Origin of the sequence: Dactylosporangium fulvum, from assembly GCF_025137375.1 — a bacterium.
In the GTDB taxonomy this organism is placed as follows: Bacteria; Actinomycetota; Actinomycetes; order Mycobacteriales; family Micromonosporaceae; genus Dactylosporangium; species Dactylosporangium fulvum.
Map to the genome: position 1 here is coordinate 6,029,781 of NZ_CP073720.1, position 21,718 is coordinate 6,051,498.

Annotated in this window: 25 protein-coding genes; 11 read left to right on the forward strand and 14 right to left on the reverse strand. The window is 74.1% G+C overall.

Annotated elements, in window-relative coordinates:
- Positions 1 to 150: 150 nt before the first annotated feature.
- A complete protein-coding gene (locus Dfulv_RS28265; protein ID WP_259856556.1) occupies positions 151 to 786 on the reverse strand; it encodes an HNH endonuclease family protein in 636 nt (211 codons plus the stop codon).
- A gap of 192 nt (positions 787 to 978) precedes the next feature.
- Between Dfulv_RS28265 and Dfulv_RS28270 the strand changes: the two genes are divergently transcribed.
- The 3 genes from Dfulv_RS28270 to Dfulv_RS28280 all read left to right on the forward strand — a co-directional run bounded on the left by Dfulv_RS28270 (position 979) and on the right by Dfulv_RS28280 (position 3,859).
- The gene (locus Dfulv_RS28270; protein WP_319805701.1) at positions 979 to 1,470 is read left to right on the forward strand and encodes a SigE family RNA polymerase sigma factor; all 492 of its coding nucleotides are present in this window, start codon (positions 979 to 981) and stop codon (positions 1,468 to 1,470) included.
- Positions 1,467 to 2,477 (forward strand): hypothetical protein, encoded by a 1,011-nt coding sequence (locus tag Dfulv_RS28275; RefSeq protein WP_259856559.1) that lies wholly within the window; start codon positions 1,467 to 1,469, stop codon positions 2,475 to 2,477. Before Dfulv_RS28270 ends, Dfulv_RS28275 begins: the two co-directional genes overlap by 4 nt.
- Before the next feature lie 215 nt (positions 2,478 to 2,692).
- Positions 2,693 to 3,859 carry a protein kinase gene (locus Dfulv_RS28280; protein WP_259856561.1) on the forward strand — a complete coding sequence of 389 codons (1,167 nt, stop codon included), beginning with the start codon at positions 2,693 to 2,695 and terminating at the stop codon, positions 3,857 to 3,859.
- A gap of 36 nt (positions 3,860 to 3,895) precedes the next feature.
- Here Dfulv_RS28280 and Dfulv_RS28285 read toward each other — a convergent pair whose 3' ends face one another.
- Together Dfulv_RS28285 and Dfulv_RS28290 are read right to left on the reverse strand one after the other, a co-directional pair.
- Positions 3,896 to 4,444, reverse strand: a complete 549-nt coding sequence (locus Dfulv_RS28285) for a GNAT family N-acetyltransferase (protein WP_259856563.1) — start codon at positions 4,442 to 4,444, stop codon at positions 3,896 to 3,898.
- A 24-nt stretch (positions 4,445 to 4,468) separates the two neighbouring features.
- Positions 4,469 to 4,681, reverse strand: coding sequence for a hypothetical protein (locus Dfulv_RS28290; RefSeq protein WP_259856565.1), 213 nt, complete (start codon positions 4,679 to 4,681; stop codon positions 4,469 to 4,471).
- Positions 4,682 to 4,789: 108 nt separating this feature from the next.
- On the opposite strand from Dfulv_RS28290, the gene Dfulv_RS28295 reads away from it, so the two are divergent.
- Positions 4,790 to 5,689, forward strand: coding sequence for a hypothetical protein (locus tag Dfulv_RS28295; RefSeq protein WP_259856566.1), 900 nt, complete (start codon positions 4,790 to 4,792; stop codon positions 5,687 to 5,689).
- An 18-nt stretch (positions 5,690 to 5,707) separates the two neighbouring features.
- Here the strand turns inward: Dfulv_RS28295 and Dfulv_RS28300 are convergent, their stop codons facing one another.
- From Dfulv_RS28300 to Dfulv_RS28325, 6 genes are read right to left on the reverse strand one after another with little or no spacing between them, the layout of a single operon-like run.
- Complete coding sequence (locus Dfulv_RS28300) at positions 5,708 to 6,373, reverse strand: DUF4386 domain-containing protein (RefSeq protein WP_259856567.1); 666 nt, start codon at positions 6,371 to 6,373, stop codon at positions 5,708 to 5,710.
- Positions 6,370 to 7,365, reverse strand: coding sequence for an NAD(P)-dependent alcohol dehydrogenase (locus Dfulv_RS28305; protein ID WP_259856568.1), 996 nt, complete (start codon positions 7,363 to 7,365; stop codon positions 6,370 to 6,372). Before Dfulv_RS28305 ends, Dfulv_RS28300 begins: the two co-directional genes overlap by 4 nt.
- On the reverse strand, positions 7,362 to 7,595 hold the full coding sequence (locus Dfulv_RS28310; protein WP_259856569.1) for a helix-turn-helix transcriptional regulator: 234 nt from the start codon (positions 7,593 to 7,595) through the stop codon (positions 7,362 to 7,364). Before Dfulv_RS28310 ends, Dfulv_RS28305 begins: the two co-directional genes overlap by 4 nt.
- Complete coding sequence (locus Dfulv_RS28315; RefSeq protein WP_259856570.1) at positions 7,589 to 8,053, reverse strand: hypothetical protein; 465 nt, start codon at positions 8,051 to 8,053, stop codon at positions 7,589 to 7,591. Before Dfulv_RS28315 ends, Dfulv_RS28310 begins: the two co-directional genes overlap by 7 nt.
- Positions 8,054 to 8,110: 57 nt before the next feature.
- A complete protein-coding gene (locus Dfulv_RS28320; RefSeq protein ID WP_259856571.1) occupies positions 8,111 to 8,866 on the reverse strand; it encodes an ABC transporter permease in 756 nt (251 codons plus the stop codon).
- A gap of 1 nt (position 8,867) precedes the next feature.
- Positions 8,868 to 9,821, reverse strand: a complete 954-nt coding sequence (locus tag Dfulv_RS28325) for an ATP-binding cassette domain-containing protein (RefSeq protein ID WP_259856572.1) — start codon at positions 9,819 to 9,821, stop codon at positions 8,868 to 8,870.
- Positions 9,822 to 9,976: 155 nt separating this feature from the next.
- Between Dfulv_RS28325 and Dfulv_RS28330 the strand changes: the two genes are divergently transcribed.
- Complete coding sequence (locus Dfulv_RS28330; protein WP_259856574.1) at positions 9,977 to 10,399, forward strand: MarR family winged helix-turn-helix transcriptional regulator; 423 nt, start codon at positions 9,977 to 9,979, stop codon at positions 10,397 to 10,399.
- 38 nt (positions 10,400 to 10,437) lie between these two features.
- On the opposite strand, the gene Dfulv_RS28335 is transcribed toward Dfulv_RS28330, so the two are convergent.
- Positions 10,438 to 10,869 carry a hypothetical protein gene (locus Dfulv_RS28335; protein ID WP_259856575.1) on the reverse strand — a complete coding sequence of 144 codons (432 nt, stop codon included), beginning with the start codon at positions 10,867 to 10,869 and terminating at the stop codon, positions 10,438 to 10,440.
- Positions 10,870 to 10,944: 75 nt separating this feature from the next.
- On the opposite strand from Dfulv_RS28335, the gene Dfulv_RS28340 reads away from it, so the two are divergent.
- Positions 10,945 to 11,484 carry a TetR/AcrR family transcriptional regulator gene (locus Dfulv_RS28340; protein ID WP_259856576.1) on the forward strand — a complete coding sequence of 180 codons (540 nt, stop codon included), beginning with the start codon at positions 10,945 to 10,947 and terminating at the stop codon, positions 11,482 to 11,484.
- A gap of 7 nt (positions 11,485 to 11,491) precedes the next feature.
- Here Dfulv_RS28340 and Dfulv_RS28345 read toward each other — a convergent pair whose 3' ends face one another.
- Both Dfulv_RS28345 and Dfulv_RS28350 read right to left on the reverse strand, forming a co-directional pair.
- On the reverse strand, positions 11,492 to 13,843 hold the full coding sequence (locus Dfulv_RS28345; RefSeq protein ID WP_259856578.1) for an ABC transporter permease: 2,352 nt from the start codon (positions 13,841 to 13,843) through the stop codon (positions 11,492 to 11,494).
- A complete protein-coding gene (locus Dfulv_RS28350) occupies positions 13,840 to 14,526 on the reverse strand; it encodes an ABC transporter ATP-binding protein (RefSeq protein ID WP_259856579.1) in 687 nt (228 codons plus the stop codon). Before Dfulv_RS28350 ends, Dfulv_RS28345 begins: the two co-directional genes overlap by 4 nt.
- Positions 14,527 to 14,677: 151 nt before the next feature.
- On the opposite strand from Dfulv_RS28350, the gene Dfulv_RS28355 reads away from it, so the two are divergent.
- The gene (locus Dfulv_RS28355; protein WP_259856580.1) at positions 14,678 to 15,985 is read left to right on the forward strand and encodes a sensor histidine kinase; all 1,308 of its coding nucleotides are present in this window, start codon (positions 14,678 to 14,680) and stop codon (positions 15,983 to 15,985) included.
- 59 nt (positions 15,986 to 16,044) lie between these two features.
- Positions 16,045 to 16,662, forward strand: a complete 618-nt coding sequence (locus Dfulv_RS28360) for a response regulator (protein ID WP_406568033.1) — start codon at positions 16,045 to 16,047, stop codon at positions 16,660 to 16,662.
- 4 nt (positions 16,663 to 16,666) lie between these two features.
- Here the strand turns inward: Dfulv_RS28360 and Dfulv_RS28365 are convergent, their stop codons facing one another.
- Together Dfulv_RS28365 and Dfulv_RS28370 are read right to left on the reverse strand one after the other, a co-directional pair.
- On the reverse strand, positions 16,667 to 17,332 hold the full coding sequence (locus tag Dfulv_RS28365; protein ID WP_259856582.1) for a response regulator: 666 nt from the start codon (positions 17,330 to 17,332) through the stop codon (positions 16,667 to 16,669).
- The gene (locus tag Dfulv_RS28370; protein ID WP_259856584.1) at positions 17,329 to 18,537 is read right to left on the reverse strand and encodes a sensor histidine kinase; all 1,209 of its coding nucleotides are present in this window, start codon (positions 18,535 to 18,537) and stop codon (positions 17,329 to 17,331) included. Before Dfulv_RS28370 ends, Dfulv_RS28365 begins: the two co-directional genes overlap by 4 nt.
- 193 nt (positions 18,538 to 18,730) lie before the next feature.
- Between Dfulv_RS28370 and Dfulv_RS28375 the strand changes: the two genes are divergently transcribed.
- From Dfulv_RS28375 to Dfulv_RS28385, 3 genes are read left to right on the forward strand one after another with little or no spacing between them, the layout of a single operon-like run.
- On the forward strand, positions 18,731 to 19,348 hold the full coding sequence (locus Dfulv_RS28375) for a hypothetical protein (RefSeq protein WP_259856586.1): 618 nt from the start codon (positions 18,731 to 18,733) through the stop codon (positions 19,346 to 19,348).
- Positions 19,345 to 20,556, forward strand: a complete 1,212-nt coding sequence (locus Dfulv_RS28380) for a D-alanyl-D-alanine carboxypeptidase family protein (protein WP_259856588.1) — start codon at positions 19,345 to 19,347, stop codon at positions 20,554 to 20,556. The genes Dfulv_RS28375 and Dfulv_RS28380 overlap by 4 nt, the downstream gene beginning before the upstream one ends.
- 59 nt (positions 20,557 to 20,615) lie before the next feature.
- Positions 20,616 to 21,716 carry a hypothetical protein gene (locus Dfulv_RS28385; RefSeq protein ID WP_259856590.1) on the forward strand — a complete coding sequence of 367 codons (1,101 nt, stop codon included), beginning with the start codon at positions 20,616 to 20,618 and terminating at the stop codon, positions 21,714 to 21,716.
- Positions 21,717 to 21,718 lie beyond the last annotated feature (2 nt).

A 21,718-nucleotide genomic window follows, 5' to 3' on the forward strand; every position in this document is an offset into this window, starting at 1 on the left:
TCGGCAGCCATATGGCTGCCGGGAAACGATGCTGTAAATCGGCGGACGAGCGGCGTTCACGAGGCGTTCCGACCTCTGGCCCCCTGACACAGAGCGAGCACCGTGACGGCCCGGCGGCAGGTGAGCCGCCGGGCCCGCCGGGCGGCCCGGTCAGGACGAGCAGGTGTTGAGCATGCTCTGCAGGGCGGTCTTCTCCGAGGACTGCAGCGTCAGCGCCCAGTAGTGCTTCACCGTGATCCACATCTTCGCGTACGTGCACCGGTACGACGACAGCGGCGGCTGCCACGTCGACGGGTCCTGGTCGCCCTTGGCCTGGTTGACGTTGTCGGTCACGGCGATCAACTGCGGGCGGGTGAGGTCGTTGGCGAAGCTCTGCCGCCTGCTGGTCGTCCAGGAGCTCGCCCCGGAGCGCCAGGCCTCGGCCAGGGGCACGACGTGGTCGATGTCGACGTCGGACGCGGCGGTCCAGGTCGCGCCGTCGTACGGGGAGTACCAGCGGCCCGAGGTAGCCGCGCAGGAGCTGTCGGTGACGACCGACGAGCCGTCGCGCTTGAGGACCGTCTCGCGGGTGTTGCAGCTGCCGCTGATGGTGATCCAGTGCGGGAACAGGTCGCGGGAGTAGCCGCTCATCGAGCCCTGCGCCGCCACGGTGAGCGCGTTGAGCCGGCTCTGCGCGGTCGACTTGGACGGGATTCCGGGCGGGGTGGCCTTGGCCGGCACGGCGAGGACCAGACTGGCCAGCACGGCGGCGAGAAGGGCGGGGATCCAGCGGGACGGTCTTGTCATTCCTGCTCCGATCGGCTGTGCGACAGGCGCGGGCTCCGGATGCGGAGATCGCCGTGCCTGAATATCGATGCAGGCCAGTGTCAGACGAAACCGTTCGGGTGTGAACATCCCGTGACCGTCCTACGACACAAGGGATGTAGGGCCGGGTGCAACAGATCCCGGGGGCAGCTTCGTGAAGATGACGTGCGACGAATGCGGTTGACGTTCGAGGAGTTCCTGGCCGCCCGCCTGCCGGCGCTGACCCGGTACTCGACGGCCCTCGCCGGCGACCCGGACACTGGCGCGGACGTGCTCCAGGACGTCCTGGTCAAGGCCCAGCCTCGCTGGGCGCGTATCGCCGCGGCGGACGAGCCCGAGGCGTACGTGCGCCGGATGGTCATCAACGAGCTCATCTCCACCCGTCGGCGGTTCCTCGCCCGGCTGCGGCGGGAGCGCGCCCACGTGCCGGAGCCCGTCGCCGACGGCACGGAACAGCGCGCCGACCGCGACGCCCTCGTCCAGCTCATCCGGGCACTGCCCACCCGGCAACGGATCGTGATCGTGCTGCGGTACTTCGAGGACATGGCCGACGCCGACATCGCCGCGCTGCTCGGCTGCAGCCCGGTCACCGTGCGCAGCCAGGCGTCCCGTGCCCTGGCCACCCTGCGCGGCATCGCCGCACCAAGTCTTCTGGAGGAACGATGAGCGACGCAGACGTGATCCGCGCGGCGATCGAAGCCATCGCCGACGATGCCCATTCGCCCCAGCACATCCGGGCCGCCCTCGACGCCCGGTCCCGTCACCACCGCCAGCGGCGCCTGCTGCTGCGGGTCGCCGGTGCCACCGCCACGGCCGGCGTGGCCGGCGCCGGCGGGTTCGCCGCGTACCGGCTGGCCCGTCCGGACGTCACCGCGTTCCCGGAGATCGCGGGCGGCCCGGGCGGCGGCTGGCTGCAGGCCGCGCCCCGGTGGCGGCCGGGGTGGCTGCCGGACGGCTTCGGCCTGACCGAACTCGGCGTCGTCGTCGACGGCAGCGGCGCGATCGTGGTGGGCCGGACCTGGCGCCGCCCGCAGCGGGAGGGCGAGCCGCGGTCACCGTCCGTGTCGGTCACCACCGGCTGGTTGGAGCCGTACTCCGCGAAGAGCACCGAGGCCGGCGCCGACGGCGTCGACATCAACGGCACACCGGGCCGTCTGACGACGTACACCCCCGACGGCGGGGCCAGCGTGGTCTGGCAGCCGGCGGGCGAGCCGCGGCTGGAGGTGGGGGTGAGCTTCAACGACGTCGAACGGGCGCGCAGCGTCGCCCTGCGGGTCGCGCGGTCGCTGCGCCGCGACCCGGGCACGTTCACGATCGGGCCGCGGCCCGGCTGGCTGCCCGAACCGCTCGCCGACCAGCCGTGGCTGTACACGCTGCTCGCCGCCGACGGCACGTGGCTCCAGTCCGTGCTGATCCGCACCACGTCGGCCGAGGTGAGCCTGAACGCCGGCCCCGCCGTGGAGTCGCCCCTGGGCACCGAGGACACGGAGGAGTTCATGATCCGGCAGGCCCGGGCCCGGCGGTCGACACGGGGCACCGAGCTGTTCGCGGAGCAGCTCGACGACCGCAACGTCTTCGCCTACGCCTCGGTCGAGGGCATCGATCTCACCCGGATCGTCGAGGACTTCGACCTCGGCCCGGCGCCCGACATGACGTGGTACGGCAGCCGGTGACCGGGTCAGCCGGTGCCGCGGCGAGCACGGTCAGGCTTCGCGGTCAGCAGCACGGCCAAGCTGACATCAGCCGAACGGCCATTCTTCACACAACTGTCACAGTGTTGCACTCATACAACACTGTGCCGCCGTTCCGGGCGGAACTGGCGGCCTACCTGCATAATTGGAGCGACAAAACGGGGTGACCTGGCACAGACGGGGAGACGTCGGAGCTCATGCTGCTGGAAGGCCGATACCGTCTGGTCCGGCAACTGAACGCCGGAGCGACGGCAGAGGTCTGGTCGGCCCACGACGAGCTGCTGCGCCGCCAGGTGGCGGTCCGCCTGCTGCGCGCCGACCGTGCGGACGCGGCGTCCCGGTTCCTCGACGCCGGCCGGCTCGGCGCCCGGCTCAGCCATTCGAACGTGGCCGCCGTCTACGACGTCGGCGTCACCGAGCTGCCCGGGCGCGGCCCGACGCCGTATGTCGTGATGGAATACGCCGAAGGCCGCCCGCTCACCGCGGACGTCCGCGACGGCCTGCAGGACTGGCGCGAGACCGCGCGGGTCGGCGCCGAGATGGCCGCCGCGCTCGCGTATGCGCACAGCCAGTGGGTGGCTCACGGCACGCTGGGCCCGGCCAAGGTGCTCCGCACCGACGTCGGCGTCAAGGTCATCGGCTTCGGCACCGACGTCGGCGTCGACCTGGACGCACCGACCCGCGACGTCCACGCCCTCGGCACCCTGCTCGCGGCGACGGCGCCGTCCGGCATCCCCGTGGAGCTGGACGAGCTGATGCGGCGCTGCCGGTTCCCGGATCCGGTGCAGCGGCCCGGCAGCGACGAGGCGGCGCTGATCCTCGCCCGGCTCGTCCAGGCCCACGTCGAGCCGCCGGCCCCGCTCGCCGCGACCACCCGGGTGCTGCGGCCGGTGCCCGCCGGCCCGCAGGCGGTGCCGCCCCGGCCGGCGCCGCGGCGTCCTCGGCAGCGGCGGAACTGGGCGTCCCGGGCGCTGCTGGTCACCGCCGTCGCCGGCGCCTCGCTGGTGACGGTCGTGGCCCTCGCGCAGGCGGCCCCGGGCGCGATCCCCTGGTTCGACCGGGCGCCGCAGCAGGCGGTCGTCCCGCCGCCGACCGACGACCCCGGGACCGGGACTCCCACCCGCCGTCCGTCGCCGGCCGGCTCGCCGAGCCCGACCCGTTCCACGCTGCCGCCGGTGACGACACCGCCGACCACGGCACCGCCGACCACCTCGGCGCCGGCGTCACCGTCGGCATCGACGTCGGCCTCCGCATCGACGTCGGTCTCGCCGTTCGTGGAATCCGCGCCGGCCGACACACCGCCGCCGAGCCCGAGCACCGCCGGGGCACCGCTGACCGAGCCGTCGGCGTCCCCGTCCGGATGAGCTGTCCGAGCTGACCACGAGCGGCCCGGACAGGGCCTAAGCGTTCTTGTCGGCCTCGGACGCCAGCAGCGACCACACCTCCAGGTCGTGGCGCACGCCGCGGTAGAGGTACTCCTCCCGCAGCACGCCGTCGAGGCGCATCCCGAGCCGGCGGGCGATGCTGCTGCTGGCGATGTTGTCGGGCCGGCACCGCCATTCGACGCGGTGCATGCCGCGGGTGTGCACCGCCCAGTCGACGAGCATCCGCACCGCCCGGGTCACCAGGCCGCGTCCCTGCCCGGCCGGCTCCAGCCAGCAGCCCAGCTCGCAGTTGCCCGCCGCGGCGTCGAAGGAGACGAACATCGTGCCGCCGACGAGCGTGCCGTCGAGCCAGATGCCGTACAGGCGTCCGGCGTCACGGGCGGCGAGGTCCGCGTACCGCTGCAACGTCGCGCGGGCGGAGACCAGATCGGTGCTCACGGACGCCCACGGCACCCACGGGTCCACGGTCTCCCGTGCGCGGTCCATGTGCGCGATGAACTCCTCGGCCTGCCACGGTTCGAGCGGGCGCAGCTCGGCTCCGTCGCCGAGCGGGACGTTGAACATGATCCTCACGCTACAGCCGCGCGCCTACGTGTCGTCCAGCGAGGGCGCCGGCAGGTCGGGGCAGCGCATGGACGTCACCGGCCACGGGGCGGCGGCGAGGTCGACCGGCCAGACCGGTGCCGGTGGCGGGGTCCGGCGCGGGACGGGGCGGCGATACTTGGTCGCGGCGGCGAGCCGCAGCCAGAACGCGGTGGTCACCTGCGCCGGAAGGGCCGGACGTGCGGCGTCGACGGTCATGGCACGCGACGGTACGGGCAGGCCACCGCGCCGGTGAAGACCCGTTCGGGCAGAATGACGTCCCGCCGAGGCTGTACAGCTGATCACCGGCCCGGTAGAAACGGCCTGGTGAGACCGGACCGTGACCCGCTCGCCGGGGTCGGCGGGGTGCCCTGGGGCGAGCTGTACGGCTGCCGCGGCCCGGCGTCCCGCATGCCCGAGCTGTTGCGCGCGCTGCGCGATCCGCACCGGCCGGCCCGCGACCAGGCGTGCTCGGAGCTGTTCGACCAGCTGTACCACCAGGGCACCAGGTGGCAGGTCAGCGCCCCGGCGGTGCCCTTCCTCGTCGCCCTCGTCGACGACCCGGCGACCCCCGATCGGGTGCGCCTGCTGCACCTGCTCGTCGCGGTGGGCATCGGCGACCACCGCGACGACCGGCTTCCCTTCGACGCCGACGCGAGCTACGCCGAGGCCGACGACATCACCGACGAGCAGCTCCCGCAGCTCATCCGGTGGCTCTACCGCGAGGACGACCGGCCGGAGGACGACGACCAGCCCTGCTACTGGACCAACGCCGCGCCCCACCGGTGGGCCCGCGACGCCTACCGGGCCCTGGCCGCACACGCCGCCACGGTCGCCGGCTGGGTGTACGACGCCGACGACGAGCTCGCGGCCCGCGCCGCGGCGCTGCTGGCCTGGTTCCCGCCCGCCCCGGAATCGGTGGCCGCGCTCGTGGCGGTGGCGGACGGTCCGGCCCGGGCCAGCGCCAACCTCGCCCTGGCGCATCTGCCGGCCGACCACCCCCACATCGAACAGCGCCTCCGGCACGGCCTCGGCAGTCGTGATCCGCAGGTCGCGCTCACCGCGGCGATCGCCCTCGCCTACCGGCACGGCGGGCACCTCCCGGAACCGGCGCTCGAGCTGATCTTCGCCGCGGCGGACCATGACCGGCCGGTGCCGCCCGACGTCCCGGGCTGGGACAACCGCGCGCTGCGCGGGTTCGCGGCCATCGCGCTCGCCAGAGCCTGAAGCCGCCGGCGCGGGACCTCAGAGCCGTCGGCCCCGCCACAGCAGCCACGCCATGAGCAGCACCTCGCCGAGGAACGTGAACCCGGCGACCTCGGCGTCGTACCCCGCGACGAGCAGCTTGCCGAAGCTGTCGACCAGGTAGCCCAGCGCGGCGATCATCAGCAGCACGCCGATCGGGGCGGGGACGTAGCCGGACCGGAGCACCAGCCAGCCGACCGCGAACAGGTGGGCGCCGAACATGACCAGCGCGACGTCCCAGCCGTGCTGGAAGGCGGTCACCGCAGCCGACACGTCCCCGGGGTCACCGCCGGCCGGCGTGTTCGCGGCGGCGAGCAGGTTGCCCTGGGCGGTGAGGAAGGCGGCGGCGTAGCCGACCCGCAGCCACGCCGCGATCGTCGCGAGGCCGCGGTCGACGGGCGCCAGCAGCCCGTACAACCCCCAGGCCACGACCACGTCGAGCACCGCGACGGCGGTGAAGCCGCAGGCGGACGCCCGGAAGAGCAGCTCGTCGCCGCGGATGTTGCGCGCGGTCTGCGCGGCGTCGCCGGCCACCACGAGGCTGTTGAGGACGGCGAAGCTGACACCGGCGAGCACGGTCATGGCGAGCAGGGCGGCCCCGGCGACGACGGCCGCCCTGCGCAACGGGATTTCCGGAGTCGTACGGGCAGTCGCGGCCGTCGTCATCGCGGGTCCCCGGCCGTGACGGCCACGACGAGCTTGCCCGCGGGCCGGTTGCCGGTGAGGTGGCGGATCGCGTCGGGGGCGCCGGCGAGCGGGTAGGTGCGGTCGACGGCGGGCATGACGGCGCCGGCCTCGATCAGCCGGCGCAGCTCGTCGAGGTGCTCGGCGCGTTCCCGGCCGGTGAGGCCGCGCAGTCGCTGCCCGACGAACAGCGCCAGCAGCGGGGCGCGCAGCATCTGCCGGCTGTAGCCGCCCAGCAGCGGGCTCCCGTCGTACGCGCCGCCGACGAGCACCAGCGTCCCGCGTGGGGTCAGGACGCGCCGCAGCACCGACAGCGGGCGGTCCCCGCCGGTGTCGATCACGACGTCGTACCGTGCGCCGTCCCGGTCGATCCCGTCGCGGGTGTAGTCGACGACGTCGTCGGCGCCGAGGGAGCGCACCAGGTCCGCCTTCGGCGCGCTGCACACGGCGGTCACGTGCGCGCCGTACGCCTTCGCGAGCTGCACGACGTACGACCCGACGCCGCCCCCGGCGCCGATGACGAGCACGCGGTGTCCCGCCCGTACCGCACCGCTGTCCCGCACGGCCTGCAGCGCCGTCATGCCGGAGACGGGCACGGCGGCCGCCTGCTCGAACGACAGGTTGGCCGGCTTGAGCGCCAACCGCTGCTGCGGCGCGGCCGTGAACTCGGCGTAGGTGCCCCGCAGGGACGTGCCGTACACCTCGTCGCCGGGCCGGAACCGGGTCACCCCGGCGCCGACCGCGGCCACCACCCCGGCGAGGTCCCGGCCGCGCACCGCGACCTTCGGCCGGCGCAGCCCCATCGCGAGGCGCGCCAGGTACGGCCGGCCGGTCATGCAGATCCACACGCCCGGGTCGACGCCGGCGGCGCGCACCTGCACCAGCACTTCCCCGGCGCCCGCCGTGGGCACGTCGATGTCGCGGAGCCCGAGCACGTCGGCCGGGCCGTACCGGTCCTGAGCGATCGCTTTCACGTGGACCCCTCCCCTGGGTCTGGATACTGGAACACGTCGTCGAGCCGCACGCCGAACACTTGGGCGATGCGGAAGGCCATCTCCAGCGACGGCGAATACCGCCCCTGCTCGATGGCGATGACGGTCTGCCGGGTGACGCCGATGCGTTCGGCGAGCTCCGCCTGGGTCATCTCGCCGCGCTCGAAGCGCAGCACCCGGATGCGGTTGGTGACGCGGGTCGGTTTCACCACTGCGGGAAGCTCCCGCGGTACACGATCACCTTCGTGACCGAGCCGAGGACGGCGGACAGCACGAAGCCCAGGTAGATGACGTTGGCGATCCAGAACCGGTCCCAGCCGGCCAGCGCCATGAGCATCGCCGACACCGCGCCGATGACCACAAAGGACTGTCCGACGTGGTCGCCGAGCCGGCCGATCTCCTTGTCACGCTCGTCCTTGGCGCGTGACGCCCGCGGGTTCACCACGCCCATCGCGATCTCCGCGACGATCGACGTCACGATCGCCCCGCCGACCGTCCACAGCAGCGGGCCGGCGTAGGACACGTCGGCCAGTGCGCCGCCGCCGACCCGGCTCAGGACGACGGCCAGGTACACCGCATACGCCACCACGCTGACCACCAGCATGATCCAGGCGCGCTTCTCCTCGTGCGTCACGGCACGCTCCTTGAGGATGTACAGAATCTTTGACATCCCGAAGGTAACACTTGCTTGACACCATGTCTAGAAAACTTGACATGGTCGAGCGCGCTACAGGGTGGCCCGGCGCATGGCCCGGGTGCCGAGCGCGAGGCCGGCCGCGGCGATCCCGGCCGCCGCCGCCAGCCCGTACACCACCTCGGCACTCCACACGTCACCGCGGAACAGCGCCCGTTCGGCGTCCACGACGTACGTCACCGGGTTGACCCGGGACAGCGCGCGCAGCCAGCCGGGTGCCGCCTCCGTCGGCAGCAGCACGCCGGCGATCAGCACGACCGGGAAGAGCACCACCTGCTGCACGCCGTAGAACAGCTCCTGTTGCCGCCGGGCGGCGATGGCGAGCGCGAACGCCAGCCCGCCGAGACCCGTGCCGAACGTGGCCAGCAGCACCAGCGCCGCGGCCAGGCCCACCGGATGCGGCCGCAGCCCGAACGGCAGCACCACGAGCACGATCAGCACCGCCTGGAGCAGCAGCGTGACGATCTCCTTGAGCGTCCGGCCGATCAGCATCGCGGTGCGGTTCAGCGGGGTCACCAGCATCCGCTCCAGCGAGCCGCCGGTCAGCTCGACGAGCAGCGAGTAGCCGGCGCCGGTGGTGCCGAACAGGGCCAGCATGACGAGGATGCCGGGCACGAACCACTCCCACGGCGTGCCGCCGCCGGTGCCGGGCATGCCGCTCAGCAAGGGACCGAACAGCAGCAGGAAGACCGCCGGTTCGGCCATCATGAACAGGATGCCGATCGGGTTGCGGAAGGTCGGCATCATCTCGCGGGCGAAGACGGTGCCGGCGTCGGTGACGGGCTTCATGTCAGGCTCCTTCGCGCAGGCTGCGTCCGGTGAGGGTGAGGAAGACGTCGTCGAGCGTGGGGCGGCGCAGGTCGACGGCCCGGGTCCGGACACCGGCGGCGGCCAGCGCCAGCACCAGCTCCGGCACGACGGTGTCCCCGCCCGTCGCCCGGATGCGCACGGCGGCGCCGTCGGTGGTCACCTCGTGCGCGCCCGGCACCCCGGCGGCGACGCCGGCGGCCCGCCCCGCGTCCGCCGCCGAGCCGACCGTGACGGTGATCCGGTCGCCGGCCAGGGTCGCCTTCAGCCGCTCCGGGGTGTCGTCCGCGATCACCGTCCCGCGGTCGATGACCACGACCCGCTCGGCCAGCGCGTCGGCCTCCTCGAGGTAGTGGGTGGTCAGGAAGATCGTGGTGCCGAAGTCCCGCCGCAGCCGTCGGATGTGCTCGGCGAGATGGGCGCGGTTCTGCGGGTCGAGTCCGGTGGAGGGCTCGTCGAGGAACAGCAGCCGGGGCCGGTGCACCATGCCGATGGCGATGTCCAGCCGGCGCCGCTGCCCGCCGGAGAGCGTCGACACCGTGCGGGTCGCGAGCTGCTCGAGGTCGAACACGGCGAGCAGTTCGTCGGCGCGGGTGCGTGACGCTCGCCGGCTGAGGCCGTAGCAGCGCCCCTGCGTGGCCAGTTCGTCGCGGACGCGGAAGTAGTGCCCGGCCCCGCTGCCCTGGCCGACGTACCCGATGCGCTGCCGGACGCCGGCGGGGTCGGTGCGCACGTCGGCGCCGGCGACGGTCGCGGTGCCGTCGGTCGGCGGCAGCAGGGTGGTGAGCATCCGCAGGCTGGTGGACTTCCCGGCGCCGTTGGGGCCGAGGAACGCGACCAGTTCACCGTCCTCGACGTCGAGGTCCAGGCCGCGCACGGCCTCGACGGTCTCCTTCTTGACCCGGAAGTGCCGGGTCAGTTTTCGGGCACGGATCATCGCCTCTCCTAGCGGTGAATGGGATTTCGCGATGGGCGGAATTGGCGGCAAATATGGGATTCGCCGTATTTGTTCCTGCCGAGTGGCCTCAAAAGCCTAGGCAGAACATCATGTAAAACGTCAGGAGCCCTGACATCGGCGGTACCGTCGGCGCGGTGATCCCCTACCTGCTCGCGTACGCGCACACGCTCGCCGCCCGGCCCCTCGACCGCGTGCTGCACCCGCACGGACTGACCGTCCGGCAGTTCGGATTGCTCACGCAGCTGGATCTGGAGCCGGAGCTGACCATGTCGGAGCTGGCCCGCCAGCTCGGTGTCACCCGGCAGTCGCTGCACGAGATGGTCGGCGAACTGGAGACGGCGGGCTATCTGCGCCGCGCCCCGGGCGCGACCGGCCGGACCCGGCGGCTGGCGCTGACACCACGGGCGACCCGGCTGCTGGCCGGCGTCCGCGACCCGCTGCGCAAGGTCGAGGACGACTTCCTGCGCGGCCTGACCCCCGCCGAGGCGGCGACGTTACGCCGGCTGCTGCAAAAGCTGCTGGCCCACGCCACCGACGACGAGGCCTGGCTGGCGTAGAACGCCGCCACCATGCCGCGCTCGGGCGACGGCCTGCGTCACGCCGTCGCGCGGGCGGCCGGCCATGCCGTCCAGGCGCGGCTCAGACCGTACGACACCAGGAGGATGAGCGTGATCGCGCCGTCCGCGAACAGGGCCTCGCTCGCGCCTTCGACCTCGCCGCCGAAGGACAGGGCGGCGATCGTCAGGCCGAGCTTGTCGAGGATGGCCAGCTCCCAGATTCCCGCGTAGCGCCGCGGGCGGTAGGCCAGCAGCAGGAACACGCCCGCGAAGACGACGAAGCCGAGCATGCGCCAGGTCTCGACCATCCGCGTGGCCGGGCCGGCGTCCGCGACCGCGCCCACCGCTCCGGCCACCGCGACGACGGCGCCGAGCGCGGCGAGGACGAGCAGTGCCCGTGCGATGCGGTCACGGACCCGCCCGGCGGACTTGACGGACTCGACGTGGCTGGACGGGGAACCGACCGACATGACACTGCCTTTCGCCCTAACGGTGTTAGGGAGCTAACCTAACACCGTTAGGGCGAACCGGAAAGGGTGAGGCTGATGGCGTCACAGGTGCTGAGCCGGCTCACGCCGCGGGCCCGGGAGATCGTGCAGGCCGCGCGGGAGCTCCTGGAGCGGGAAGGCCCCGAGGCGCTGTCGATGCGCCGTCTCGCCGACCGGGTCGGCATCCGCGCCGCCTCGCTCTACGAGCACGTCCGCGACAAGCAGGCGCTGGAGGCCACGCTGATCTCGGTCGGCTTCGAGGAACAGGCGGAGCTGTTCGCGCGGGCCGTCGACGGCGCCGCCGATCCGATCGCCGCACTCACCGTCGCGTACCGCGACTTCGCACACCGCCGGCCGAACCTCTACCGGCTGATGACCGAGCGGGCCCTGCGCCGCGACCTGCTCACCCCGGGCGTCGAGGAGGCGGCCGCGAAGCCCCTCCTCGACGCGACCGGGGGTGACCGCGAACACGCACGGGCCCTCTGGGCCTTCGCGCACGGCATGGTCATCCTCGAGCTGTACGAGCGCTTCCCGCCCGGCGCCGATCTCGACGACACCTGGCGCCGCGGCCTCGAAGCGTTCCGGGGAGACCGTTGAACGCCGCCTACTCGGTCCGCAGCGCGTGGGCGGTGCTCGTCCGGGACGCCCAGCCGGCGGGCAGCAGCGCTCCGGCCAGCGCGATCAGCAGGCCGCCGCAGGCGAGTGCGGTGAGCAGCGCCGGCCCGTACACGTCCAGGATGTGCGGCGGAAACCGGGTGCCCGCGGCGCGGGCCATCGCCGGCAGCACCGCGTCGTGCAGCGCGATCCCGGCCGGCACGCCGACGAGGCCAGCGAGCAGGCCGATCCCGGCGACCGACGTGAGCACCATCGCGACGGTCTGCCGCGGTGCCATGCCGAGCGCCTTGAACACGCCGAGCTCGTGGACCCGTTCGCGGGTGTCGAGGACGACGGTGTTGAGCACGCCGAGCCCGGCGACCGTGACGAGCAGCAGCGTGAGCGTGCCGGCCAGGGTGTCCATCGCCACGACCACACTGCTGATCTCGCCGACGTTGACCTCGGCCTCGCCGGTGCCGGCCAGCGCCGTGTTCAGCGTGTTCACGTAGGACGCGAGGTCGGTGCCGGCGGCGACGTCGACGTGGTACTCGGCGCTGCCGGGCCGCGTGTCCAGGTCGAGGCCCGCGAGGGAGCGGACGTCGGTGACGACGCGCAGCCCCTGGGAGCTGAGGTCGAGGACCTCACCGACGACGCGAACGCGTGCGCTGTGCCCCTCGCCGGTGAGGGTGATGGTGTCGCCGATCCGGATGCCGGTGGCGTCGAGGAAGCCGCTCGGCACGACCGCCTCCCCCGGCCCGGCGAACCAGCGGCCCTCGATGATCTCGTAGGTGCCCCAGGAGGCGTCGCCGTCGAACCCGACGACCTCCACCGGCCCGGTCAGCCCGGCGACGCCGGCCTCGGTGTACCGAGTGGTGAAGTACCGGGTCGTGCCCGGCTGGGCCTCGATCGCGGCGACGATCGACTCGGGACTGGACCAGGGGCTCGTGTGCACGAGGACGTCGCCGGCCGTCCGGCGGTTCACCGCCTCCTGGACGGCGCCGACGGACAGGGCCAGGCCGGTGCCGAAGGTGACGCCGAGGGCGCCGAGGGCGACGGCGGCGGCGATCGTCGCCGAGCGGCCCGGCCGGGTGAACGGGTTGGCGAGCCCCAGGCTCACCGGGCGGGGCAGCGGCAGCCGGCCCAGCAGGTGCCGTGCCGTGCGGCCGCGGCCGACCGCCGGGGTGCGGCCGACGGCGATCGCCTCGACGGTGCGCAGCCGCCCGGCCCGCAGCGCCGGCACGAGTGCGGTGACCGCGACGGCGGCGAGCGCGGCGAGCGGCACGACGACCGAGACCCACGGGGCGAGGCTCGCGGTGCCGGTACCGAACGCCTCGCCCTCCTCGGCCAGCACCGGTACGGCGGCCAGGTTGCCCAGCACCACGCCGGCCGCGGCGCCGGCGGTCGCCGGGATCAGCGCCTGGGCGACGTAGGCGCGGGCGACCTGGGCCGGGGTGTAGCCGAGCGACTTGAGGACGCCGATGCGCCGGGTGGCGGCACCGACCGCGCCGCTGACCACGATGCCGATGATGAGCACCGACATGACGAGCCCGAGCACCCCGAACGCGACCACGAACGGCACGAACGTCCCCGAGACCTGCTCCGAGGCCCGCTTGATCTGCAGGTACGAGGCGGCGCCGGCGAGGGCTTCCGGCGGTACCGCCGCCGCGACCGCCGCCCGTGCGGCGTTGATGTCGGCGTCGGTGTCCGCGGCGGCCAAGCGGTAGAGCATCTGGTAGCCCGTCGCGGCGCCGGGCCCGGTCAGTGCCGTGACCGTGGCCGGGGAGGCCCACGCCTGGGCGGTCTTCGTGGCGGAGCGCGCCAGCCCGACGACGGTGAGCGTCGGGCTGCCGGGCGCCCCGGGGAACGCGATCCGGTCGCCGACCCGGAACGGGATCTGCCCGACGGCCCAGACGATCTCTCCCGGCCCGCTCGCCCAGTGCCCCTCGGTGAGCTGCGGCCGGTCCACGTCGCCGCCGGCGTCGCCGCGGCCGACGACCGTCACGGACGGCAGGTCGACTCCGGGCGGTACGCCTGGGCCGGTGCCGCTCGGCCCGCGTCCCGTCACGCTCCGCGGCCGCAGCTCCACCGTCGCGAACGGCCCGGCCGTGGCGGTCACCCCGGTCGCGTGCGCGGTCGCGGCGACCTGGTCCGCGGTCGCCTTCGCGGCGTCGAACTGCCCGGCCAGGTGCGCGCCGTGCTGGCGGGTGAACGCCTGCTCGAACGGCGCCCGGGACGCGACGAGCAGGCCGGTGGCGAGCACGGAGGCGGCGACGGCGAGCAGGGTGGTGAGCGCGATGACGACGGTCTGCACCCGCCGCCGCCCCACCCCCGCCCGCACCACGGTGCCCAGGCCCGCGCTCACCGGACCACCTCCTGCACCAGGCGCCCGTCGACGAGCTCGATGGTGCGCGTCGCGCACGCCTCGGCCAGCGCCAGGTCGTGGGTGACCAGCAGCAGCGTCTGCCCGTCCCGGTTGAGCTCGGTGAGCAGCTTGCGGACCTCCTGCCCGGACGCGGTGTCGAGGGCGCCGGTCGGCTCGTCGGCCAGCAGCAGCGGGGGCCGGTTCATCAGCGCCCGCGCGACCGCGACCCGCTGCCGCTCGCCGCCCGACAGCCGGCCGGGAAAGGCCTTCGCGTGGCGGCTGATGCCGAGGTACCCCAACAGCTCGTCCGCCCGGTGCCGGGCCTTCTGCCGCGGTACTCCGGCCAGCTGCGCCGGCAGCAGGACGTTGTCGAGCACGGTGAGATCGTCGAGCAGGTTGAAGAACTGGAAGATCATGCCGATCCGCTCGCGGCGGTACCGCGCGGACGCCGCCTCACCGAGCCGGTCCACGCGCACCCCGTCGACGGTGACGGTGCCGCGGGTCGGCCGGTCCAGCCCGGCGACGAGGTTGAGCAGGGTGGATTTGCCGCTGCCGGACGGACCCAGCACCGCGAGCGCCTCGCCCGCCCGGATCCGTAGGTCGAGCCCGGACAGCGCGGCGGGCCCGCCGTCGTACTGCTTGGTCACGTCGTTGCACTCGATCAGTGCGCCTGCGTCGGTCATGGTGGCGAAGCTATGGGCGGACCGGCGCCGGGCACGTCGGCCGCGGTACCGGTTTCCCGTCGCCCGTCAGGCGGACCTCCGCCGGAGTCATCCCTGCGATGTACGCATCCGTCCCGACGCGGTCCTCCGCCCGGCTTGCCAGACTGGGGCGGTGGACCGGGAAGCGATCGCGCGCCGCCTGCGGGCCGCCGCCACCTGGCTGTGGCAGACCGCCCCCGCACAGCCGCGGCTGAGCGCGTGGGCGTGGGCGGCCGACGCCATCCTCGCCGTGCTGCTGGCCACCGCGGCCGTCAGCGGCGCGCTGCAACACCAGGACGTGATGCAACGAGACGGGCCGATCCACATCTTCGTGCCGGAGGGCGCGCCCGCGCCGGTGGCGCCGGGGCCGCCGGAGTGGGCGCCCGGGCCGCGGGACCGCTTGCAGGACGGACCGCCGGGCGAGCTCGAGCCGTGGCAGCTCGCCGTCGCGGCCCTGTCGGCGCTGCCGCTGGCGACCCGCCGCCGCTTCCCGCTCGCGTCGTTCTGGGTCATCACGTTCGCCGCGCTGTACGTCTACACGCTCAACGGCGACCCGACCTGGACGGTCGTCGCGTCCGTCGTCGCCGCGTACAGCGCACCCACGTACAGCCGATATCGCAACCTCGCGCTGGTCAGCGTCGTGCTCGCCGCGGTGCTGGTCGTCGGCGGCAACCGCGACAACCTCCCCGGCCTGCCGTCCGGTCTGGTGACGTTCCTGCTGCTGTCGTCGGTCGGCCTGGCCGCGAACGCGATCCACACCTGGCGGCAGCGGGCCCGCACCCTGGAACAGGAGCGGGAGGCCGCGACCCGCCTCGCCGTCGACCGGGAACGGGCCCGGCTCGCCCGCGAGCTGCACGACGTGGTCAGCCACAACGTGAGCGTGATGGTCGTGCAGGCCGGCGCCGCCCGCAAGGTCATGGACAGCGCGCCGGAGCAGGCGAAGGAGGCGTTGCTCGCGGTCGAGGCGGGCGGCCGCGCGGCGATGACCGAGCTGCGGCAGGTGATCGGCCTGCTCACCGTGGACAACGACGGCGTCGACCTGGCGCCGCAGCCGGGCCTCGACGGGCTCGAGGCGCTCGTCGCCCGGGTCCGCGAGACCGGCGTGCCGGTGACCCTGCAAGTCGCGGCCGGTGACGTGCCGCCGGGCGTGGGCCTCGCCGCCTACCGCGTCGTACAGGAGGCGCTGACCAACGCCGTGAAACACGCCGCCGGTGCCGAGGTCAGGATCGACGTGACGCAATCGGATTCGGTACTGCGGGTCGAGGTCACCGACACCGGCGGCGCGCCGGCGGTCGGCTCGGGCAGCGGGCGGGGCCTGATCGGGCTGCGTGAGCGGCTCGAGGTCTACGGCGGTACCCTGACCACCGGCCACCGCCCGACCGGCGGGTTCCGGGTCGTGGCGGAGATACCGGTCAACGGTGGCGACGGGGGTGACGTGTGAGCCTGCCGCTGCGTGTCGTCATCGCCGACGACCAGGCGCTGGTGCGCACCGGGTTCCGGATGATCCTCAACGCCGACGGCATCGACGTCGTCGCCGAGGCCGCCAACGGCGTCGAGGCGGTCCAGTCCGTCCGGCGGACGGTGCCGGACGTGGTGCTGATGGACGTGCGGATGCCGGAGATGGACGGCCTCGAGGCGACCCGGCGGATCCTGGCGTCCGAGTCCGCCGAGCCGCCGCGGGTGATCATCCTGACGACGTTCGACCTGGACCGGTACGTCTACGCCGCGCTGAGCGCCGGCGCGAGCGGCTTCCTGCTCAAGGACGTCAGCCCGGAGCAGCTCGTCGCCGCCGTGCGGCTGGTCCGGGCCGGTGACGCGCTGCTCGCCCCGGCGATCACGCGCCGGCTCATCGAGCGCTACGCCAGCCGCGACGAGCACACCGCCGCGTTGCACCGCGACCTGTCGACACTCACCCCGCGTGAGGTCGAGGTGTTGCGGCTGCTGGCCCGCGGGCTGAGCAACGCCGAACTCGCCGAGCACCTGCACCTGTCGGACGCGACGGTGAAGACACACGTGGCGCGGATCCTGTCGAAGCTGCGGCTGCGCGACCGGGCCCAGGCGATCGTGGTCGCCTACGAGACCGGGCTGGTCACGCCCGGCTCGCAGGGCGGTTCGTGAATGCTCAGTCGTCCTCGCCGGGGACGATGAGGCCGTGCTCGTACGCGTAGACGACCGCCTGCACCCGGTCGCGCAGGTCGAGCTTGGTCAGCACCCGGCTGACGTGGGTCTTCACGGTGGCGTCGGACAGGTGCAGGCGCTCGGCCAGCTCCTGGTTGCTCAGGCCGCGCGCGACCAGCCGCAGCACCTCCAGCTCGCGCTCGGTGAGCCGGTCGGCGGCCGCGCGCGCCGCGGCCGTCGGCGAGGGCGGCACCCGCAGGAACCGGGTGATCAGTCGCTTGGTGACCGCCGGCGCCAGCAGTGACTCCCCGGCCGCGACGGTGCGCACGGCCTCGGCGAGCTGTCCCGGCGGAGCGTCCTTGAGCAGGAAGCCGCCGGCGCCCGCGCGGAGGGCCTCGTAGACGTACTCGTCCAGGTCGAACGTGGTCAGGACGAGGACCTGGGGCGGGTCGGGCGCCAGACGGATCCGCCGGGTGGCCTCGATGCCGTCCATCTTCGGCATCCGGATGTCCATCACGACCACGTCCGGGCGCAGCGTGCCGGCGTGCCGCACCGCCTCGGCGCCGTCGGCGACCGCACCGACGATCGTGATGTCGGGCTGGGCGCCCAGCATGCCGGCCAGCCCCGAGCGGATCAACGCGTGATCGTCGGCGACCAGGACGTTGATCATTGAGGCTCCCTCGGAAGTCGCGCGTGCACGGCGAAGCCGTCGCCGTCCGGTCCGGCGGTGACGGTGCCCCCGTAGAGCCGGACCCGCTCGCGCATGCCCACGAGGCCGCGGCCGGCGCCGGCCGTCCGCGCCGCGGCGCGCGTGCCGGGCGCACCGGCGGCGTTGCGGATCTCCACCTCGATCCACCGGTCACCGTAGCCGATCCGGACGCGGGTCTCGGCCGCTCCGGCGTGCCGGCGCACGTTGGTCAGCGCCTCCTGCACGATCCGGAACCCGGCCAGGTCCACCCCGGCGGGCACCGTGCCCCGCTCGCCGTCGGTGACCAGCCGCACCGGGAGGCCGGCCGCGAACACCTCGTCGACCAGGTCCGCGACCCGCTCCAGGGTCGGCTGCGGCGCCAGCGCCGGCGCGGCCTCCGGCCCACCCTCACGCTGGACGTCCAGCACGTGGCGCATCTCGGTCAGCGCCTCGCGGGCCGTGCGCCGGGCCGCGGCGATGTGGGCGCGGGCGCTGCCGGGGTCCAGGGCGATCAGCTCCTCGGCGGCGCCGGCCTGGACCGCCACGATCGACAGCGAGTGCGCCACCACGTCGTGCAGCTCGCGGGCGATCCGCGCGCGCTCGGCCGCCACGGCCTCCTCGGCCAGGCGCGCCGAGTCCGACCGCGCCGCCGCGGCCTCCTCCGCCAGCCGCGCCGAGTCGGAGCGCGCCGCGGCCGCCTGGTCGGCGCGCAGGCGGACCAGCCAGCCGGCCACCCAGGCGCCCGCCACGAAAAAGCCGAGGATGAACGTCTGCCCGATGCTCATCGGGCCCTGGTAGTACCCGAGCGGGAACAGCGCGAGCATCGTGAGCACCGGCGCGAACCCGGTCGCCACGGCCACCGCGCGGCCGCGGGTGTGCAACGCCACCGAGAACGTCGCCACCAGCAGGCTCGGGAATGGGAACGTGCTGTCCTCCTGCCCGGGCACCAGCGCGATCCGGACCATCAGCACGCCGATCAGGACCGCCATCACCGTGACCGGCGCACGCCGGCGCAGCACCAGCGGCAGGGTCACACCGACCGCGAACGCCACCCGCTGCCACAGCAGCCCCGGCCCCGACGCGGCGAGCGCCTCGATCACGGCCCACACCAGCAGCAGGGCGGTGATGGCGAGGTCGACACGCGGCGGGCGGCGCGGCACCCTCGCGATCGTCTCCAGCGGGTCCACCAGAAGACCCTAGCCAGCCGGGCGGCGCGGGGGCGTCATCCTCGCGTCGCATGACGATCGGTCGAGCGATGTAGGGAACGCGCGCCCGCCGGGGTGTACGGACCGGTCTGCGGGCCGACGTGCCCGGACCCCGCCCGCTCGTACGGTCTTCCCCGTCGGCCGGCACGGTGCCGGCCCGGAAGGAGCGACCGTCATGAGCGGCACCACGACCACCGCCTCGACCGCCGGGCCCCGAGCGAACGCCCGGCTCGCCGGATACGCCGCCGTCGCCGGGGGTGTGGCCTCCGCCGTCGCCGGGGCCATCCAGGCGGTACGCACCGACGACGGCAACCCGATCGTCGGCACCTCCGAGCACGTCCTGCTCGCCCTGACGGCCGCGGCACTCGTCCTGTGGGTGCCGGGCTACCTCGCCCTGGGCCGGGCGTCCGGAAAACTCGGCCGGACCGGCGGCGTCGTCGCGGTGGCCGGCGCCGTGCTGCTGGCCTTCGGCATGACCTCGACGAACCTGCACGACGAGGACTACTCGTGGTTCCCGATCGTTGCGGCGCCCGCGAACCTGGCCTGGCTGGTCGGCTCGATCCTGTTGGCCGTGGCCACGTTCCGCACGCGGACCCTCCCGCGCCCGCTGGCGCTCGCGCTGCCGCTCGTCTGGCTGACGTTCATCATCCTGTCGCAGCTGGGCGGGAACCTCGTGGCCGGCGTGATCTGGGCGGTCATCGGCTGGGTGCTGACGACGGGTGACCGGCAGGGGCCTGCCGGCACGGCTTCCGGCGCGCGCCTCGACAGGGCTACGGATACGCTCCTGCCGTGAGGGCCTGGCGGACGGTGGCGGTTGTGGTGGGCGCGGGGTTGGCGGTGGTGCCGTCGCCGGTCGTGAGCCCGGTGGCGGCGGCCCCCGCGGCGGTGCCCTGCCCGTACGTCTCGATTCCGACGGTCCCGCCGACACCGCCCGCACCGGTGCGGGACCCGGCGGCCCAGGTGATCGGCGGCGCCGAACTGGGCACGACCGGTCTGGCGGTGCCGGGCGGAGCGCCCACGCCGCCGGCCCTGTCCGCGATGTCGTGGGTGGTCGCCGACCTCGACACGGGCGCGGTCCTCGGCGCCTGCGCGCCGCATCTGCAGCGCCGGCCGGCGAGCGTGCAGAAGCTGCTGCTCGCCGCGACCGCCCTGCCCAAGCTCGACCCCGACCTGGTCGTCGAGGCCACCGCCGAGGACCTGAACCTGCCGGCGGACAGCTCGGCGGTCGGCATGATCGTCGGCGGCAAGTACCCGGTCTCGACGCTGTGGTACGGGCTGCTGCTGCAGTCCGGCAACGACACGGCCAACGCCCTGGCCCGGATGGCCGGCGGCGACGGCGGGGTCGCCGCGACGATGGCGGCGATGAACGCCGAGGCGCACCGGCTGGGCGCCGACGACACGCACGCGGTCACCCCGTCCGGCCTGGACGCACCGGACCAGTTCACCAGCGCGTACGACCTGGCGCTCATCGCCCGCGCCGCCTTCGCCCGGCCGGACTTCGTGCAGTACGACACCAGGGCGACCTTCCAGTGGCCGGCGCAGCCGCCGAAGGACCCGAAGGGGTTCCAGATCCAGAACGAGAACAAGCTCCTGACGAACTATCCGGGTGCGCTCGGCGGCAAGACCGGCTTCACCGACGAGGCGCGGCACACCTACGTCGGCGCCGCCCAGCGCGACGGCCGGCGCCTGGTGGTCACACTCATGGGCGCGGAGATCGTGCCGGGGCGGACCTGGAAACAGGCCACGATGCTGCTCGACTGGGGCTTCGGGCTGCCCGCGGCGGCGTCCGTCGGGCACCTCGTCACCCCCGAGGAGGCCGCCGAACTGCACCGCCCACCGGCCGCGACGGCGGCCCCGGCCGGGACGGCCGCGGCCCAGGCGGCGACCGGGCGCTCGTCGGGCCCGGGCCGGCTCGGCGTGCTGACGCTGCTGGCGGCCGGGCTCGTGGTGGCCGGGGCAGTCGCGTTCGTGGTGGTTCGCAGGGTGCGGCGCCGCGCCTGACGCAGTCGATGAACAACCCCCGTCGATATGGGTTACGGGGATACGGCATCATCTGCCGGATGGACCTCACGCCGCGGTTGGTCGGGACGCTCGCCGTGCCCGGCTCCCCCTCCGACGGAGGGCCGGCGGTGCTGCAGTGGCCGCACCGCCGGATCGTCACCGTCCGCCGCGACGCCGCGCTCGTCGCGTACGACCTCGATCGCCTGCTGGCCGGGGACACCACGCCCGTCGCCTCGTTCCCGGCGCCCTGGCCCGACCGGTCGGGTGGTGTCGACGCGGTCAGCCCGCAGTTCGACGTCGCCGTGTTCGTGGGGCAGCACGGGCTGCAGGCGGTCGGCCCGGACGGGGCGGTGCGGTGGCAGCTGCCGCACACGTGCTGGACCGGCGGATGCATGGGCCTGCACGGCTCGTACGACGAGTACGCCGGCGATCCGGAGCACCGCTATCCCGGCAGCGGCTCGGCCTGGATCAGCGCCGACGGGCGCACCGTGTGGGCCCACGTGCGCGGCCCGCTGGCCGGCGACGCCGTCCCCGACCGGCCCGCCGGCCACCGGGACGACGCGGCCGACGAGCTGTGGCTCGTCCTGGACGCCGCCGACGGGCGCGTGCTCGCCCGGGCCGCCACCGGGACCGCGGCGGCCGGCTCCAACCACATCCCGCACCCGGACCCGACGCGGATGGGCCTGAGCGTCGGCGAGGGCCGGGACGGCTCCCCGATGCGCTGGGCCCGCTGGGACGGCAGCGAACTGACCGTCACCCACCTCGGCGACGACCGTGCCCTCGTCGCCTGCGGGCCTTCCGGACGTACGTTCATCTCGCTCGACCATGCGTTGCAGGACCTCGCCGTCCACCGGCTGCCCGACGGCGCCGTCACCGGCACCCTGTTCGCGAAGTCACTGCCCGGCGCGGACGACGAGTCACGCTGGGACTACGTCTGCGGTCCCGTCGACGACCGTACGATCGTCGCCGGCACCAGCAGGCACGGCCACGGCGACGCCGACGTCCGGCACTGGCTGGTCGACGCCGACGACCTGACCGCGCGCGGGCCCCTGCGCTATCCGGCGACGGTGGGCTCCGACCCGCGCGGTCTCGGTGACGGCACCTGGATCACCAGCGGCGAGGACCGTTTCCGCCTCGACGTGTGGCGCCTGGACGGCTGACG

Excerpts from the sequence above, each read along its gene's own strand:
- Dfulv_RS28265 (WP_259856556.1), bottom strand. The coding sequence starts at position 786 with ATGACAAGACCGTCCCGCTGGATCCCCGCCCTTCTCGCCGCCGTGCTG.
- Dfulv_RS28270 (WP_319805701.1), top strand. The coding sequence starts at position 979 with ATGCGGTTGACGTTCGAGGAGTTCCTGGCCGCCCGCCTGCCGGCGCTG.
- Dfulv_RS28275 (WP_259856559.1), top strand. The coding sequence starts at position 1,467 with ATGAGCGACGCAGACGTGATCCGCGCGGCGATCGAAGCCATCGCCGAC.
- Dfulv_RS28280 (WP_259856561.1), top strand. The coding sequence starts at position 2,693 with ATGCTGCTGGAAGGCCGATACCGTCTGGTCCGGCAACTGAACGCCGGA.
- Dfulv_RS28285 (WP_259856563.1), bottom strand. The coding sequence starts at position 4,444 with ATGTTCAACGTCCCGCTCGGCGACGGAGCCGAGCTGCGCCCGCTCGAA.
- Dfulv_RS28290 (WP_259856565.1), bottom strand. The coding sequence starts at position 4,681 with ATGACCGTCGACGCCGCACGTCCGGCCCTTCCGGCGCAGGTGACCACC.
- Dfulv_RS28300 (WP_259856567.1), bottom strand. The coding sequence starts at position 6,373 with ATGACGACGGCCGCGACTGCCCGTACGACTCCGGAAATCCCGTTGCGC.
- Dfulv_RS28315 (WP_259856570.1), bottom strand. The coding sequence starts at position 8,053 with ATGTCAAAGATTCTGTACATCCTCAAGGAGCGTGCCGTGACGCACGAG.
- Dfulv_RS28320 (WP_259856571.1), bottom strand. The coding sequence starts at position 8,866 with ATGAAGCCCGTCACCGACGCCGGCACCGTCTTCGCCCGCGAGATGATG.
- Dfulv_RS28325 (WP_259856572.1), bottom strand. The coding sequence starts at position 9,821 with ATGATCCGTGCCCGAAAACTGACCCGGCACTTCCGGGTCAAGAAGGAG.
- Dfulv_RS28335 (WP_259856575.1), bottom strand. The coding sequence starts at position 10,869 with ATGTCGGTCGGTTCCCCGTCCAGCCACGTCGAGTCCGTCAAGTCCGCC.
- Dfulv_RS28340 (WP_259856576.1), top strand. The coding sequence starts at position 10,945 with ATGGCGTCACAGGTGCTGAGCCGGCTCACGCCGCGGGCCCGGGAGATC.
- Dfulv_RS28350 (WP_259856579.1), bottom strand. The coding sequence starts at position 14,526 with ATGACCGACGCAGGCGCACTGATCGAGTGCAACGACGTGACCAAGCAG.
- Dfulv_RS28360 (WP_406568033.1), top strand. The coding sequence starts at position 16,045 with ATGATCCTCAACGCCGACGGCATCGACGTCGTCGCCGAGGCCGCCAAC.
- Dfulv_RS28365 (WP_259856582.1), bottom strand. The coding sequence starts at position 17,332 with ATGATCAACGTCCTGGTCGCCGACGATCACGCGTTGATCCGCTCGGGG.
- Dfulv_RS28375 (WP_259856586.1), top strand. The coding sequence starts at position 18,731 with ATGAGCGGCACCACGACCACCGCCTCGACCGCCGGGCCCCGAGCGAAC.
- Dfulv_RS28385 (WP_259856590.1), top strand. The coding sequence starts at position 20,616 with ATGGACCTCACGCCGCGGTTGGTCGGGACGCTCGCCGTGCCCGGCTCC.